The organism is Nonomuraea glycinis (assembly GCF_014646515.1).
Lineage (GTDB): Bacteria > Actinomycetota > Actinomycetes > Streptosporangiales > Streptosporangiaceae > Nonomuraea > Nonomuraea glycinis.
Window position 1 is genome coordinate 116865 of the sequence record NZ_BMNK01000017.1, and the last position, 14105, is coordinate 130969.

The 14105-nt window shown below is 69.2% G+C and carries 14 protein-coding genes; 9 read left to right on the forward strand and 5 right to left on the reverse strand.

Annotated elements, in window-relative coordinates; all coding sequences use genetic code 11:
• The first annotated feature begins 43 nt into the window (after nucleotides 1–43).
• Nucleotides 44–2380, forward strand: coding sequence for a serine/threonine-protein kinase (locus IEY87_RS35895; protein WP_189143286.1), 2337 nt, complete (start codon nucleotides 44–46; stop codon nucleotides 2378–2380).
• 40 nt (nucleotides 2381–2420) lie between these two features.
• Entirely contained in the window at nucleotides 2421–3026 is a 606-nt protein-coding gene (locus IEY87_RS35900) for an SIMPL domain-containing protein (protein WP_225277971.1), read from the forward strand.
• Between the two features lie 75 nt (nucleotides 3027–3101).
• Here the strand turns inward: IEY87_RS35900 and nadA are convergent, their stop codons facing one another.
• A complete protein-coding gene (gene nadA / locus IEY87_RS35905) occupies nucleotides 3102–4253 on the reverse strand; it encodes a quinolinate synthase NadA (protein WP_189143287.1) in 1152 nt (383 codons plus the stop codon).
• 163 nt (nucleotides 4254–4416) lie between these two features.
• Between nadA and erpA the strand changes: the two genes are divergently transcribed.
• Together erpA and IEY87_RS35915 are read left to right on the forward strand one after the other, a co-directional pair.
• On the forward strand, nucleotides 4417–4770 hold the full coding sequence (gene erpA / locus IEY87_RS35910) for an iron-sulfur cluster insertion protein ErpA (RefSeq protein WP_189143288.1): 354 nt from the start codon (nucleotides 4417–4419) through the stop codon (nucleotides 4768–4770).
• Nucleotides 4771–4884: 114 nt separating this feature from the next.
• Nucleotides 4885–5871, forward strand: coding sequence for a carbohydrate kinase family protein (locus IEY87_RS35915; protein WP_189143289.1), 987 nt, complete (start codon nucleotides 4885–4887; stop codon nucleotides 5869–5871).
• A 43-nt stretch (nucleotides 5872–5914) separates the two neighbouring features.
• Here IEY87_RS35915 and IEY87_RS35920 read toward each other — a convergent pair whose 3' ends face one another.
• Entirely contained in the window at nucleotides 5915–6160 is a 246-nt protein-coding gene (locus tag IEY87_RS35920; protein ID WP_189143290.1) for a sulfurtransferase TusA family protein, read from the reverse strand.
• Nucleotides 6157–7299, reverse strand: a complete 1143-nt coding sequence (locus tag IEY87_RS35925; protein WP_225277970.1) for a cysteine desulfurase family protein — start codon at nucleotides 7297–7299, stop codon at nucleotides 6157–6159. The genes IEY87_RS35920 and IEY87_RS35925 overlap by 4 nt, the downstream gene beginning before the upstream one ends.
• A 191-nt stretch (nucleotides 7300–7490) precedes the next feature.
• Between IEY87_RS35925 and ctaC the strand changes: the two genes are divergently transcribed.
• From ctaC to IEY87_RS35945, 4 genes are all read left to right on the forward strand, one after another.
• Nucleotides 7491–8273 carry an aa3-type cytochrome oxidase subunit II gene (gene ctaC, locus IEY87_RS35930; protein WP_444544172.1) on the forward strand — a complete coding sequence of 261 codons (783 nt, stop codon included), beginning with the start codon at nucleotides 7491–7493 and terminating at the stop codon, nucleotides 8271–8273.
• A 56-nt stretch (nucleotides 8274–8329) separates the two neighbouring features.
• The gene (ctaD, locus tag IEY87_RS35935; protein ID WP_189143391.1) at nucleotides 8330–9937 is read left to right on the forward strand and encodes an aa3-type cytochrome oxidase subunit I; all 1608 of its coding nucleotides are present in this window, start codon (nucleotides 8330–8332) and stop codon (nucleotides 9935–9937) included.
• Nucleotides 9937–10350, forward strand: coding sequence for a cytochrome c oxidase subunit 4 (locus IEY87_RS35940; protein ID WP_189143293.1), 414 nt, complete (start codon nucleotides 9937–9939; stop codon nucleotides 10348–10350). Before ctaD ends, IEY87_RS35940 begins: the two co-directional genes overlap by 1 nt.
• Nucleotides 10351–10486: 136 nt before the next feature.
• Nucleotides 10487–11686: a L,D-transpeptidase gene (locus IEY87_RS35945; protein ID WP_189143294.1), complete on the forward strand. Its 1200-nt coding sequence runs from the start codon at nucleotides 10487–10489 to the stop codon at nucleotides 11684–11686.
• 102 nt (nucleotides 11687–11788) lie between these two features.
• On the opposite strand, the gene trpD is transcribed toward IEY87_RS35945, so the two are convergent.
• Complete coding sequence (gene trpD / locus IEY87_RS35950) at nucleotides 11789–12835, reverse strand: anthranilate phosphoribosyltransferase (protein WP_189143295.1); 1047 nt, start codon at nucleotides 12833–12835, stop codon at nucleotides 11789–11791.
• Nucleotides 12836–12844: 9 nt separating this feature from the next.
• Nucleotides 12845–13243, reverse strand: coding sequence for a response regulator transcription factor (locus IEY87_RS35955; RefSeq protein ID WP_189143392.1), 399 nt, complete (start codon nucleotides 13241–13243; stop codon nucleotides 12845–12847).
• A 196-nt stretch (nucleotides 13244–13439) separates the two neighbouring features.
• Between IEY87_RS35955 and ctaE the strand changes: the two genes are divergently transcribed.
• Nucleotides 13440–14093 carry an aa3-type cytochrome oxidase subunit III gene (gene ctaE / locus IEY87_RS35960; protein ID WP_189143296.1) on the forward strand — a complete coding sequence of 218 codons (654 nt, stop codon included), beginning with the start codon at nucleotides 13440–13442 and terminating at the stop codon, nucleotides 14091–14093.
• Nucleotides 14094–14105 lie beyond the last annotated feature (12 nt).

The following is a 14105-nucleotide window of genomic DNA, read 5'->3' on the forward strand; positions in this document are numbered from 1 at the left end:
CCACCAGAATGGCGGGAAAAGCAGCGATATATGGGGGATGTACATGCCGGACCTCGAGCCCCTGCGTACAGGGGACCCGGCCTCGGTGGGGGCCTACACCCTGACCGATCGCCTGGGGGAGGGCGGGCAGGGCACCGTCTATCTCGCCATGGCCCCGGGCGGGCACAAGGTGGCGGTGAAGCTGCTGCGCGCCGACCTGGCGGGCGACCACGAGGCGTCGGTCCGGTTCGTCCGCGAAGTGGAGCTGGCCAGGCGGGTCGCGCCGTTCTGCACCGCCCAGGTCGTCGAGACCGGGCTGTTCCACGACCGGCCGTACATCATCAGCGAGTACATCGACGGGCCCACCCTCACCGAGGTGGTCAGGACGCAGGGGCCGCGCTCGGGGACGTCGCTGCACCGGCTGGCCATCGGCACGGTCACCGCGCTGGTCGCCATCCACCAGGCCGGCATCGTGCACCGCGACTTCAAGCCGTCCAACGTGCTGCTCGCCTCCGACGGGCCACGGGTCATCGACTTCGGCATCGCCAGGGCGCTCGACTTCACCTCCACGCTGACCGCCAGCGCCATCGGCACCCCTTCGTTCATGGCGCCCGAGCAGCTCACCGAGGCGACTCCCGGCCCGGCGTCGGACATGTTCGCCTGGGCCTGCACCCTGCTGTACGCCGCCTCCGGGCACACCCCGTTCGGGCATGACAGCCTGCCGGCGGTGATCAACCGGATCCTGAACAGCGAGGCCGACGTCACGCCCGTCGAGGACCACGGGCTGCGTTCGCTGGTGGTGGACTGCCTGGCCAAGGACCCCGCCCGGCGGCCGTCGGCGAGCCAGGCCCTGATGCGCCTGCTCGGCCACGCGCCGGCCGCCCTCGTACCGGAGGGTTTCGCCCCTGGGCCGGGCGCTCCCATGCCCGCGCCGAACAGCGGCTTCCCCGCGCCGAGCAGTGGCTTCCCCGCTCCCAACAGCGGCTTCCCTGCCCCGAGCAGCGGCCTTTCCACCCCGAGCAGTGGCTTCCCCGCCCCCAACAGTGGCTTCCCTGCCCAGAACAGTGGCGCCTCCGGCCCGGTCGGCGGTGCGCCCGGCCCTGCGGGCGCTCCCGGGCCGGGCGGGCCGGCTCCTGGTGGGGGGCGCACGGCGCCCACGCAGTGGATGCCGGAGCAGGCGGCCGGCGTGCCCGGAATGGGGGCGCCCGCAGGGCTGCTGCAACAGGGCAGCGCGGCCGCCGCCGGTCCTGGGGGGTGGCAGGGGCACGGCCCGCCGCCGCCTCCGCACGCCCGCCCGTTATACCAGCAGCCCAGCCCGGCCCGCCGGGGCGGCAACGGCTGGATCGCCGCCGTCGCGGCGGCGGGCGTGCTCGTGCTGGTGATCGCCGCCGCGGTCGTCTCGACGCGGATCATCGCCAGTTCGGGCACCACCCCCTCGCCGACCCCCGCCGACACGTCCGCGTCCCGCGAGCCGACGCCGAGCCCCTCACCCACACCCACCCCGACCTCGACTCCGGCCACCCCCACCACGATCGAGTTGCGGGGCAGCGCGGTACGGATCGAGGAGCGGGATTCCGACCCGCTCAAGCTGGCCTCGTACAGCATGAACTCCGGAAAGAACCTTTACGTCCGGCAGCCGGGCACGGACGTCTTCACGGCCGACACCCGCTACTTCGAGTACGCGCTGAACGGCGACGGCACACAGGCGCTCGGCACCGACGTGGACTACAGCACCGACAAGTACGCCCTGCTGTCGGTCATCGACCACCGGGCGGGCACCAAGCGCGCCATCAAGGTCAGCGCCAACCCGGTCTTCCCCACCACGCCACGCTGGTCGCCCGACGGCAAGCTGGCCCTGGTCACGCTGTACACCAACACCGGGGGCGAGAGCGTCGAGTACGGCTTCGGCATCGTCGACGTGGCGGCCGGCACCGCGCGCACCTTCCGGGTCCGTGAGAAGGGCGCGGGCGAGTGGCGCTTCTTCTGGGACGCCGACGGCCGGGCGGTCGGCACCTGGGTCGGGGGCAAGATGAAGTTCTACGACCTGAACGGCAAGGAGCTGCGTACGCTGTCGGACGTGGGCAGTCCGGTGTGGGTGGAGGGCGACGACGTCTCCTCGTCCGGCAGCCGGTTCCTCGCCCACTGCACGACGACGCGCACGACGATCTGCCTGCGGTCCACCTCGGGTGACGACTCCGAGCCCGTGACCGTGCCGTTCGCCAGCGACCGGCTCATCGGCTGGTGGGACGAGGAGCACCTGGCCGTCTGGCGGAGCAAGGGCGCCGGCCGGGAGGCGGTCGTGATCGACCTGTCCGGCAAGGTGGTCCGCGTGCTGGCGACGGCGCCCAAGCGGGCGGAGTTCGACAAGATGGCATTCCGGTTCAGCAGAGGCACGCCCTAGATCGACCCAGAGCCCGCCAGGGCCCAGCGAAGGAGTCGGCTTGGACAGCACCGAGATCACCGTCATCGGGGAGGGCGCGGTCGCCGCCGCGCCGGACGTGATGCGGCTGCACGCGGGCGTCGAGGTGCGCAGGCGGTCGGCGGCCGAGGCGTTCGCCGAGGTCAGGGCCGCCGCCGCCCGGCTGGCCGAGGCGCTGCGAGGGGCCGGGATCGCCGATGAGGACCTGCGCACCACCGAGTTGTCGCTCGGCCCCGAGTACGACGCCTATCCGCAGGTGTCGGCCTACCGGGCGGCGCAGGGCGTCGAGGCGGTGGTCCGCGACCTGGCGCGGGCCGACCAGGTCATCGACGTCGTCGCCGGGGTGGGCGAGCAGGCGAGGCTGAACGGGGTGGCGTTCGAGGTGTCCGACCCGGCCGCGGCGCTCAGGCGGGCCAGGGACCGGGCGTTCGCCGACGCCGCCGCCAAGGCCGCCCAGTACGCCGAGCTGGCCGGCCGCGGGCTCGGCGGGGTCGTCTCGGTGAGCGAGCAGATCGAGCAGGGACCGCAGCCGCTGCGGGTGGTCGCCGCGATGGAGGACACGCGGTCGGTCAGCCCCGGACGACAGACGCTGACGGTCGTCGTCCGGGTCGGCTACCGGTTCCGCTGAGAGGCCGGCCACCCGCTCGGCCGAGAGGCCGGCCACCGGCACGGCTGAGGGGTCGGCCACCGGCTCGGGTGAGAGTCAGGCGAGGGCGAGCATCCGGTCCAGGGCCACCTTGGCCCAGTGGGCGGTGTCGTCGTCGACCGTGATCTGGTTGACGACCTCGCCGAGCGCCAGCGACTCCAGCGCCCACACCAGGTGCGGCAGGTCGATGCGGTTCATGGTCGAGCAGTAGCAGACGGTCTTGTCCAGGAACGAGACGTTCTTGTCGGGGAACATCTGGGCGAGCCGCTTGACCAGGTTCAGCTCGGTGCCGATGGCCCAGCTGGAGCCGGCGGGCGCCGCCTGCAGCGTCTTGATGATGTGCTCGGTGGAGCCCACGTGGTCGGCCTTCAGCACCACCTCGTGCCGGCACTCGGGGTGCACCAGCACGTTCACGCCGGGGATGCGGTCGCGTACGTCGTCCACGGACTCGGGCGTGAAGCGGCCGTGCACCGAGCAGTGGCCCTTCCACAGGATCACCCGCGCCCGCTCCAGCTGCTCCTGGGTGAGCCCTCCGTTCGGGCGGTGCGGGTTCCACACCACGCAGTCGTCGAGCGACATGCCCATGTCCAGCACCGCGGTGTTGCGGCCCAGGTGCTGGTCCGGCAGGAAGAGCACCTTCTGGCCCTGCTCGAAGGCCCAGTCCAGGGCCCGCTTGGCGTTGGAGGAGGTGCACACCACGCCGGCGTTCCTGCCGCAGAAGGCCTTGATGTCGGCGCTGGAGTTCATGTACGTGACCGGGATCACCTGATCGGCCAGGCCCGCGTCCTCCAGGGCCTCCCAGCACTCTTCGACCTGGTCGAAGGTGGCCATGTCGGCCATCGAGCACCCCGCGCCCAGGTCCGGAAGGATGACCTTCTGGTCGGGCGTCGTCAGGATGTCGGCCGACTCGGCCATGAAGTGCACGCCGCAGAAGACGATGAACTCGGCCTCCGGCCTGGCGGCGGCCTGCTGCGCGAGCTTGAAGGAGTCGCCGGTCACGTCGGCGAACTGGATGACCTCGTCGCGCTGGTAGTGGTGGCCCAGCACGAACAGCCGGTCACCGAGCGCCTGCTTGGCCTTGCGCGCCCGGTCCACCAGGTCCGGGTCGGATGCGGGCGGCAGCTCGCCGGGACAGTCCACGCCCTTCTCACTGTGCGGATCGGCGCCCTGGCCGAGGACGAAGAGCGGCAGCCCAGTCTGGGTAGCCATGGCCGTACCCCCTTATCGTCTAACTGACGATACCGATGATGACACATGCCGCCGGCGATTTATTCCGGGGGTGGGGGGAGGGAGGAATGTGTAGCACCGGCCGGGTGTTGGTAGCGTCATAGCAGGACGTCGAAAACAGACAGCCGGGTTAGGGAGTCAGCAGATGACGGTTGAGAGCAGCGAGACCACGACGCAGGGCCTGATCCTGACCGAAGCGGCCGCCGCGAAGGTCAAGAGCCTGCTCGAGCAGCAGGGCGAGGAAAGCCTGCAGCTGCGCGTGGCCGTACAGCCTGGCGGCTGTTCCGGTCTGCGTTACCAGCTCTTCTTCGACGACCGTTCGATGGACGGTGACGTCGTGACGGACTTCGGCGGCGTGGGCGTGGTCACCGACAGGATGAGCGCCCCCTACCTGATGGGCGCCTCCATCGACTTCGTCGACACGATCGAGAAGCAGGGCTTCACCATCGACAACCCGAACGCCACCGGCTCGTGCGCCTGTGGCGACTCCTTCAACTAGCCGCAGTCGAGCTAGAGGTCGTCTCGCAGGTCCCGCTCCGCCTTTGTGCGGGCGGGACCTTCGCGTATTCTCTTGGGGCTCATTGGCTTGCTGACAACGAGGAAGAAGAATCCCGTGCGCATCGCCGTCACCGGCTCCATCGCGACAGACCATTTGATGACCTTTCCCGGCAGTTTCGGCGACCAGCTGATCGCCGAGCAACTGGACCGGGTGTCGCTCTCGTTCCTGGTCGACGACCTGCAGATCCGTCGCGGAGGCTGCGCGGCCAACATCGCCTTCGGCATGGCCTGCCTGGGGTTGAAGCCGATCCTGGTGGGCGCGGTCGGCAACGACTTCGCCGACTACCGCTCCTGGCTGGAGCGGCACGGCGTCGACTGTGACTCGGTGCACGTCTCCGAGACCCAGCACACCGCCCGGTTCCTGTGCACCACGGACGAGCACCACAACCAGATCGCCTCCTTCTACACCGGCGCGATGGCCGAGGCGCGGCTGATCGAGCTGCAGCCGGTCGCCGACCGGGCGGGCAGCCTCGACCTGGTGCTGATCGGCCCCAACGACCCCGACGGCATGCTGCGGCACACCGACGAGTGCCGCCACCGCGGCATCCCGTTCGCCGCCGACATCTCCCAGCAGCTCGCGCGGATGGCGGACGAGCAGATCCGCCAGCTCGTCGACGGGGCCGCCTACCTGTTCTCCAACGACTACGAGAAGGGCCTCATCGAGCAGAAGACCGGCTGGTCCGACGAGGAGGTGCTGAGCCGGGTGGGCGTCCGGGTCACCACGCTCGGCCCCAAGGGCGCCGTCATCGACCGCCAGGGCGAGCCGTCCCTTCACGTGGCCCCCGCCCCCGAGAACGGCAAGGCCGACCCGACCGGCGTCGGCGACGCCTTCCGGGCCGGCTTCCTGGCCGGTCTCGCCTGGAACCTGCCGCTGGAGCGGTGCGGCCAGATCGGCAACCTGACCGCCACGCACGTGCTCGAGCGCGTCGGCGGCCAGGAGTACGAGCTCGGCCAGCGGGCCTTCATGGAGCGCTTCAGCGCCGCCTATGGAGCCGAGGCCGCCGCGCAGATCGCCGACCACGTCCGCTGCTACCACCCCTGACCGCTCCCCGCCGACGACCCCGCCGCCACCGCGGCGGGGCCCGTCAGTAGTTACGTCGTACGTGAATCGCCCAGCCACCCTCGGGAAGCTCGTAGGAGCCCACGTGCCGGTGTGACTTGAGCCGGCACCACGCGGGCACGTCCGTGACCGCCGCGGGATCGTCGGCCAGGACGGCCACCACGGCGTTGAGCGGGACGTGATTGATCTGCTCCGCGAGCATGATGATCGGGATGGGGCATTTCTTGCCGAGCGCGTCGACCGTCAGTGCCGGCTGGGTGGTCTCGGTCATGTGACTCCTGCGTCCTGGCGGATTCGGCGCACCAGCTCGGGCAGCACGGCGAGGAATCGGTCCACCTCGGCCGCGGAAGCGCCCCTGGGCAGTGACACCCGGACATTGCCATGTGTGAGCACGCCCATCGCTTCCAGGACGTGCGATGGTCGAAGCGTACTAGCGGTGCAGGAGCTTCCGGACGAGACCGCGAATCCCGCCTTGTCCAACTCGGTGAGCAACGCCTCGCCGTCGACGTACAGGCAGGAGAACGTCACGATGTGCGGGGCCCGTTCGACGGGGTCGCCGATCACCTCGACGTCGGGGACGACCTTGGGCACGGTCTGTCTGATCTTGTCGACGAGGGCGGAGAGCCTGGAACGCTCCTGCGCAGCCTCCGCCGTCATCGCCCGCAGGGCCGCCGCGGCGGCGACGATGCCCGGCACGTTCTCGAAGCCCGGCACCCGCTTGCGCTCCCGCTCGTCCTCCGGCAGGTACGAGCGGAACCGGGTGCCCTTGCGCACCGCGAGCACGCCCACGCCCGGCGGGCCGCCCCACTTGTGCGCGCTGGCCGTCAGCACCGACCAGCCCGCGGGCACCGGCATCCGGCCCGCCGTCTGCGCCGCGTCGACCAGCAGCGGGACGCCGTTGCGGCGGCAGGCCGCGGCGACCTCGGCCACCGGCTGGAGGGTGCCGACCTCGTGGTTGGCCGTCTGCAGGCAGGCCAGGGCCGTGTCCGGCCGCGCGACGGCCTCGGTGAAGACGGCCGGATCCACCCGCCCCAGCAGATCGACGCCCACGGTCTCGGCCGTGCCGCCGTCGCGCTCGTGCAGGGCGGCGGCGTGCAGCACGCTGGAGTGCTCGACCGCGCTGGTGACCAGATGGCGGCCTACGCGCCGCCTGCCCTGTAGGGTGCCGAGCACGCCGAGATGCACCGCCTGCGTGCCCGATGAGGTGAAGGAGACCTCGTCAGGCCGCGCGCCGAGCGCCTCGGCGACCTCCGTGCGGGCCTGCTCCAGCAGCAGGTGAGCCCGGCGGGCCTGGTTGTAGAGTCTCGCGGGATCGGCCCAGCCGACGTCGATCGCCGCCAGGAGCGCCTCGCGTGCCTGGGGGTGCAGCGGCTCGGTGGAGGCCGCGTCAAAGTACGCCACGAGACCCATCGTCCCACTCGCGGCGCGCCACCGAGGGGGCGCGCGGGAGGGCAAGGGCGTTGCGCGCTAATGTGTCTGCATTCAGCTGTCCATCGTGAAATACGAGCGCTCAGGAGAAGACTCCTGGGCTTCATCTGTGGGGTAGGCGATCCGTGAGTCCGACCCGCCGTTCGACGCGGCGTTCGTTGGCCCGTCGCAGAGTGCCACGCGCCGCCGCTCTGGCGTTGCTGCTGGCCTCCGCTACGGCGTGTGCTAATGACGTTCCCGAGGCCAATCTGGAACGTGGCCTCCTGCCGGGGCACATCACTACGCAGGCCGGCGTGGTCCAGAGCTTGTGGAACGGAGCGTGGATCGCCGCGCTGGCCACCGGCTTCGTGGTCATCGCCCTGATCGTGTGGGCGTGCATTTTCCACACCAAGCGCAAGGCCAAGGCCGAGCTCCCGCCGCAGGTGCGTTACAACCTGCCGATCGAGATGCTCTACACCCTCGTGCCGCTCGTCATGGTGTCGGTCTTCTTCTTCTTCACCGCCCGCGACAGCGAGGTGCTCACCGCGGAATCGAAGAACCCTGACGTCACGGTCAAGGTGGAGGCGTTCCAGTGGAGCTGGCGCTTCACCACCACCGTCCAGGGCAAGCAGACCACGCCGGTCACCGGCCTGCCGGTGAGCGACTACCACCAGGGTCCGCAGCTCGTGCTCCCGGTGAAGAAGAAGGTCCGGTTCGAGCTCAACAGCGATGACGTCATCCACTCGTTCTGGGTGCCCGAGATGCTGTTCAAGCGCGACATCATCCCCGGCATCCCGAAGGACAGCCCCGGCCGGTTCTTCGAGGTCGACACGCTCGACAGGCCCGGCGTCTACGCCGGCCGGTGCGCCGAACTGTGCGGGGTCGACCACAGCCGCATGCTCTTCTCGGTGAAGCTCGTCCCGCAGGACGAGTTCGACCGGTACCTCGCGTCCAACCAGGCTGGGAGCGCCCAGTGACCGCCATCCAAGAGCCCATCTCGACGACACCAGGAACCAGGCCCACCACCAAGGGCATGGTGATCACCAAGTGGCTGTCCTCCACCGATCACAAGGTCATCGGACACCTCTACCTGATCACGTCGTTCATCTTCTTCCTCATCGGCGGCATCATGGCGCTGATCATGAGGGCCGAGCTGGCGCAGCCCGCGCTGCAGTTCGTGAGCAACGAGCAGTTCAACCAGCTGTTCACCATGCACGGCACGATCATGCTGCTGATGTTCGCGACCCCGCTGTTCGCCGGGTTCGCCAACGAGCTGATGCCGCTGCAGATCGGCGCCCCTGACGTCGCCTTCCCGCGGCTCAACATGGTCAGCTACTGGCTGTTCCTGTTCGGCAGCCTCATCGCGCTGTCGGGCTTCTTCACCCCCGGGGGCGCGGCCTCGTTCGGCTGGTTCGCCTACACGCCGCTGTCCAACGCGATCAGCTCGCCGGGGATCGGCGGCGACCTGTGGATCATGGGCCTGGCGCTGAGCGGCCTGGGCACGATCCTCGGCTCGGTCAACTTCATCACCACGATCATCTGCATGCGGGCCCCCGGCCTGACCATGTTCCGGATGCCGATCTTCACCTGGAACATCCTGCTCACCAGCATGCTCGTGCTGATGGCCTTCCCGGTGCTGGCCGCCGCGCTGCTGGCGCTGGAGGCCGACCGCAAGTTCGGCACCCACATCTTCAGCCCGGAAAACGGCGGGGCGATGCTCTGGCAGCATCTGTTCTGGTTCTTCGGGCATCCAGAGGTCTACATCATCGCGCTGCCGTTCTTCGGCATCGTGACCGAGATCCTGCCGGTCTTCAGCCGCAAGCCGATCTTCGGCTACATCAGCCTCGTGGGCGCGACGATCTCGATCGCCGGCCTGTCGATCACGGTCTGGGCGCACCACATGTTCCCGACCGGGCAGGTGCTGCTGCCGTTCTTCTCGTTCATGACGTTCCTCATCGCGGTGCCGACGGGCGTGAAGTTCTTCAACTGGATCGGCACGATGTGGCGTGGCCATCTGAGCTTCGAGTCGCCGATGCTGTTCTCGATCGGCTTCCTGGTGACGTTCCTGCTCGGCGGTCTGACTGGTGTCATCCTGGCCTCGCCGCCGCTGGACTTCCACATCAGTGACACCTACTTCGTGGTGGCGCACTTCCACTATGTGGTCTTCGGCACCGTGGTGTTCGCGATGTTCGCCGGCTTCTACTTCTGGTGGCCCAAGTTCACCGGCAAGATGCTCGACGACAAGCTGGGCAAGCTGCAGTTCTGGCTGCTGTTCCTCGGCTTCCACGCCACGTTCCTGATCCAGCACTGGCTCGGCGTGCTCGGCTTCCCGCGCCGCTACGCCGACTACAGCCCGGCCGACGGCTTCACCGACCTGAACATGATCTCGTCGGTCGGCGCCTTCGTGCTCGGCGCCTCCACGCTGCCGTTCTTCTACAACGTCTGGAAGACCTGGCGCACCGCGCCCAAGGTCACCGTCGACGACCCGTGGGGCTACGGCGGCTCGCTCGAATGGGCGACGTCCTGCCCGCCGCCGCGGCACAACTTCACCTCGCTGCCGCCGATCAGGTCCGAGCGTCCGGCATTCGACATGAAGTACCCGCACGTGTCCGCCAAGACCCCCGTGGAGGTTGAGGCCTGATGAAGGTTCAGGGTTGGCTGTTCCTGCTGTGCGGCCTGTTCTTCGCCGGTGTCGACGTCGCCTACTGGTTCTGGACCAAGGCGGCCACCGGCACGGGTGAGCCGGTCGGCACCACCGCCATGGCCATCTCGGTCGGCTTCGCGTTCATGATCGGCTACTACCTCATGTTCACCGCGCGGCGCATCGGGGACCAGCCGGAGGACAACAAGCAGGCCGACATCAGCGACGGGGCCGGTGAGATCGGCTTCTTCAGCCCGCACAGCTGGTGGCCGCTGTTCGTCTGCCTGGCGGCGGCCTTCGCCTTCGCCGGGTTCGTGATCGGCTTCTGGATGTTCCTGATCGGGCTGTTCCTGATCATCCTCGCGATGATCGGATTCGTGTTCCAGTACTACCGGGGTCACTTCTCGCACTGAGGCTCCACACAACGGGCGTCCCTCTTCTGGAGGGACGCCCGTTTTTTGGTGTTCTTTACCGGGGTGCGGATGTGGTCATTCGATCACTCAGGGTAATAAGGGAGGTGAATCAGCTCGACTCGGACGGAGACTGCTCGTGGGGCGTGTTGCGTATCGAACAGCCGGCCTGCTGGCCTTGGTGGTGCTGACGGCGTGCTCCGGCTTCGCCGGCCAGGCGGACAACATGGCGGTCAAGGCCCCAGACGCCTCTGTGGAGGTCCTGCCGCTGGACAAGTCGGCCCAGGTGCCCACGGACCAGCCCGTGGTCGTAGCGGTGCGTGGAGGCACGCTCAGGAGCGTCACCGTCCGCGGCGGCAAGGCGGGCGCGCTGCCCGGCACCCTCAGCGGTGACCGGACCCGCTGGCGCAGCACCGGCACCGCCCGCCCCGGCGCCACCTACACGGTCACCTCGGTCGCGGTCAACGCCGAGGGCAAGGAGAAGAAGCAGACGACCACCTTCGCCACCGCCAAGGCGGTCACGAGCTTCGACGTCGAGCACATCACGCCGAACAAGTACGACACCGGCCTGACCGTCGGCGTCGGCATGCCCATCATGATCGCCTTCGACCAGCCCATCACCGACCGGGTCGCGATCGAACGCAACCTCACCGTCCGCACCTCCAGGCCCGTGGAGGGCGCCTGGCACTGGTTCGACGACCGTCACCTCGACTTCCGGCCCAGGAAGTACTGGCCGGCCCGTACCAAGGTCCGCGTCGAGGCGCACTTCGCCGGCGTGCACGCCGGCAAGGGGGTGTACGGCAAGCGCGACCTCGCCGTCGACTTCAGGATCGGCCGCTCGCAGATCACCAAGGGCACCACGAACGAGCACGTCCTGACCGTCCGGCGCGACGGCAAGAAGGTCCGCGTGATGCCGATGAGCGCCGGCCAGGGCGGGCAGTGGAAGTACTACACGACCTCCGGCATCCACCTGGCCATGTCCCGCGAGCCGGTGACGGTCATGACCTCGCCCGGCATCGGCCCCGGCTCGGCCGGCTACTACCGCCTCACCGTCTACAACACCGTCCGCATCTCCAACAGCGGTGAGTACGTGCACAGCGCGCCCTGGTCCGTGGGCTCCCAGGGCTACGCGAACGTCAGCCACGGCTGCGTCAACGTCAGCCCGGCGAACGCCGCGTGGTTCATCGCGAACACGCTGATCGGGGACCCGATCATCATCACGGGCTCGCCCAGGAAGCTTGAGCCGACCAACGGGTGGGGGCACTGGCAGGAGACCTGGAAGGAGTGGCTCAAGTGGAGCTCACTCAAGGACGGCCCCACCCTGTCCTTCTCCTCCTGAGGTCGATCCTGCGGCTCTGGGGGCGCCTTCGAGGGGCTCCCGGCAGGGGCGCGTGCAGGCCGTACGACTTCGAAGTCGTACGGCCTGGACGGGTGCGGGGTGTCAGGCGGCGGGGAAGGAGCCGCTGACCTCGATCCAGCGGTCGAGGGTCGCGGAGGCGTTGCCGGAGTCGACCGCCTGGACGGCGCGGGCGTAGCCGTCGATCATCGCCGAGTCGAGGTCGTCGCCGGGGCCGTCGAGGGCCACCAGCGCGGCCGCCGCGTTGAGCAGGACGGCGTCGCGGACCGGGCCGGTGACGCCGCGGACCAGGTCGTGCACCGCCTGGGCGTTGAAGTCGACGTCGCCGCCGCGCAGCGCGTCGGCGTCGGCCCGGGGGATGCCGAGGACCGCCGGGTCGAAGGTGGTCTGGGTGGCGGCGCCGTCCTTGACCACCCACACCGTGGAGGTGGTGGCGATGGTGAGCTCGTCGAGGCCGTCGTCGCCGCGGAAGACCAGGGCGGAGACGCCGCGCTCGGCGAAGACGCCCGCCAGGACGGGCAGCATGCCGGCGTCGAAGACGCCGATGGCCTGGGCGGCGGGGCGCGCGGGGTTGGTCAGCGGGCCCAGGAAGTTGAAGATCGTGGGGACGCCGATCTCCCTGCGGGTGGGACCGGCGAAGCGGAGGGCGGGGTGGTAGACGGGGGCGAAGCAGAAGGCGATGCCGGCCCGATCGGCCACCTGGGCCGTCTGCTCCGGGGAGAGGTCCAGGCGGATGCCGAGGCGCTCCAGGACGTCGGCGGCGCCGCAGGAGGACGAGGCGGCGCGGTTGCCGTGCTTGACCACGCGGGCGCCCGCCGCGGCGGCCACGATGGCGGCCATCGTCGAGACGTTCACGGTGTGCGCGCGGTCGCCGCCGGTGCCGACCACGTCGACGACCGGGCCTTCGACGTGCAGCGGAGTGGACAGCTCCAGCATGGTGCGGGCCAGGCCCACCACCTCGGCCACGGTCTCGCCCTTGGCGCGCAGCGCGACCGCGAAGGCGGCGATCTGGGCGGAGGTGGCTGAGCCGGACATGATCTCCCGCATCGCCCAGGCCGTCTCGTCGGCCGACAGGTGCTCCCCGGACAGAAGAGCCGAGAGCAGGGCGGGCCAGGTCGTCCGCGTGTCCACAGAAGGCACCTACTTGGCGTTGAGTCGGCTGGAGGAACGGCGGCGCATCAGGTCGGCGACGGTGTCGGCCAGCACGATGGGCTCAAGGGGCTGGGGGACGACGGCGTCGGCCTTGGACCAGTCGGCGAGCCAGCGGTCGTCCCGCCTGGCGATGATCAGGCAGATGGGCGGGCAGTCGTAGACCTCGTCCTTGGCCTGGCGGGCGACGCCCATGCCGCCCGCGGGCTGGGTCTCGCCGTCGAGCACGGCCACGTCGATCTCGCCGGAGGCGAGCCACTGGTGGACCTTGGGCTCGGTGGCGCACTCCACGATCTCCACGAAGGGGACGTCGGCGGCCGGACGCCGGCCGATCGCCTCCCGGACCTCCTGACGGGTGGCGGCGTCGTCGCTGTAGACGAGGACCCTCATCGTGTCGTCGGTGCTCACGGTCGCGCTCACTATCGGTCGTAGCGGTATGGTCACCTGGGATCGTACCGGTGGTGCGGGGTGCAGTCCCAGGCCGTCACCTCAGCCGAGGCGATTTGCCCCAATTATCCCAGCTTGCTGCAAGTTTCTTCCCCCTAACGGGGGGTCGTGCGAAGGACCGACCAGAGAAGCCGCAATAATGCTGCCCGTGGCGACAGCATCCGCAATAACTTCGACGACGACAGCACAGCCGTTCCGCAGACCCAACCTGGTCAGCGTCGGGACGATCGTCTGGCTGTCCTCTGAGCTCATGTTCTTCGCGGCGCTGTTCGCGATGTACTTCACCATCCGGTCGGTGAGCGAGGGCCAAGGCATCGAATGGGGGCCTTCCTTCTTGCCCGCGGGAGCATCCGCCGAGGGCATGGCTCACCTGAACATCCCGTTCGCGACGGTCAACACGATCATCCTGGTGCTGTCGAGTGTGACGTGCCAGCTCGGTGTGTGGGCCGCGGAGAAGGGCCAGGTCGCCAAGCTCCGCTTCTGGTACATCGTCAGTTTCCTGATGGGCAGCGTCTTCGTCGCCGGTCAGATCTACGAGTACATAGAGCTGGCGAGCGAGGGCGCGACCCTGTCCGCCAACCCCTACACCTCGGTGTTCTACCTCACGACAGGTTTCCACGGCCTGCACGTGACCGGTGGGCTGATCGCGTTCCTGTTCATGCTGGGACGTACGTACGCCGCGAAGCGCTTCACGCATGAGCAGGCCACCAGCGCGATCGTCGTGTCCTACTACTGGCACTTCGTCGACGTCGTCTGGATCGGTCTTTTCGCGACCATCTACATCATTCGGTAAGGAACGGGATCT

What these genes read in the sequence shown, in the direction of transcription:
- IEY87_RS35895 (WP_189143286.1), top strand. Translation starts at nt 44, where the DNA reads ATGCCGGACCTCGAGCCCCTGCGTACAGGGGACCCGGCCTCGGTGGGG.
- nadA (WP_189143287.1), bottom strand. Translation starts at nt 4,253, where the DNA reads ATGGCTACCCAGACTGGGCTGCCGCTCTTCGTCCTCGGCCAGGGCGCC.
- erpA (WP_189143288.1), top strand. Translation starts at nt 4,417, where the DNA reads ATGACGGTTGAGAGCAGCGAGACCACGACGCAGGGCCTGATCCTGACC.
- IEY87_RS35920 (WP_189143290.1), bottom strand. Translation starts at nt 6,160, where the DNA reads ATGACCGAGACCACCCAGCCGGCACTGACGGTCGACGCGCTCGGCAAG.
- IEY87_RS35925 (WP_225277970.1), bottom strand. Translation starts at nt 7,299, where the DNA reads ATGGGTCTCGTGGCGTACTTTGACGCGGCCTCCACCGAGCCGCTGCAC.
- ctaD (WP_189143391.1), top strand. Translation starts at nt 8,330, where the DNA reads ATGGTGATCACCAAGTGGCTGTCCTCCACCGATCACAAGGTCATCGGA.
- IEY87_RS35940 (WP_189143293.1), top strand. Translation starts at nt 9,937, where the DNA reads ATGAAGGTTCAGGGTTGGCTGTTCCTGCTGTGCGGCCTGTTCTTCGCC.
- IEY87_RS35955 (WP_189143392.1), bottom strand. Translation starts at nt 13,243, where the DNA reads ATGAGGGTCCTCGTCTACAGCGACGACGCCGCCACCCGTCAGGAGGTC.
- ctaE (WP_189143296.1), top strand. Translation starts at nt 13,440, where the DNA reads ATGCTGCCCGTGGCGACAGCATCCGCAATAACTTCGACGACGACAGCA.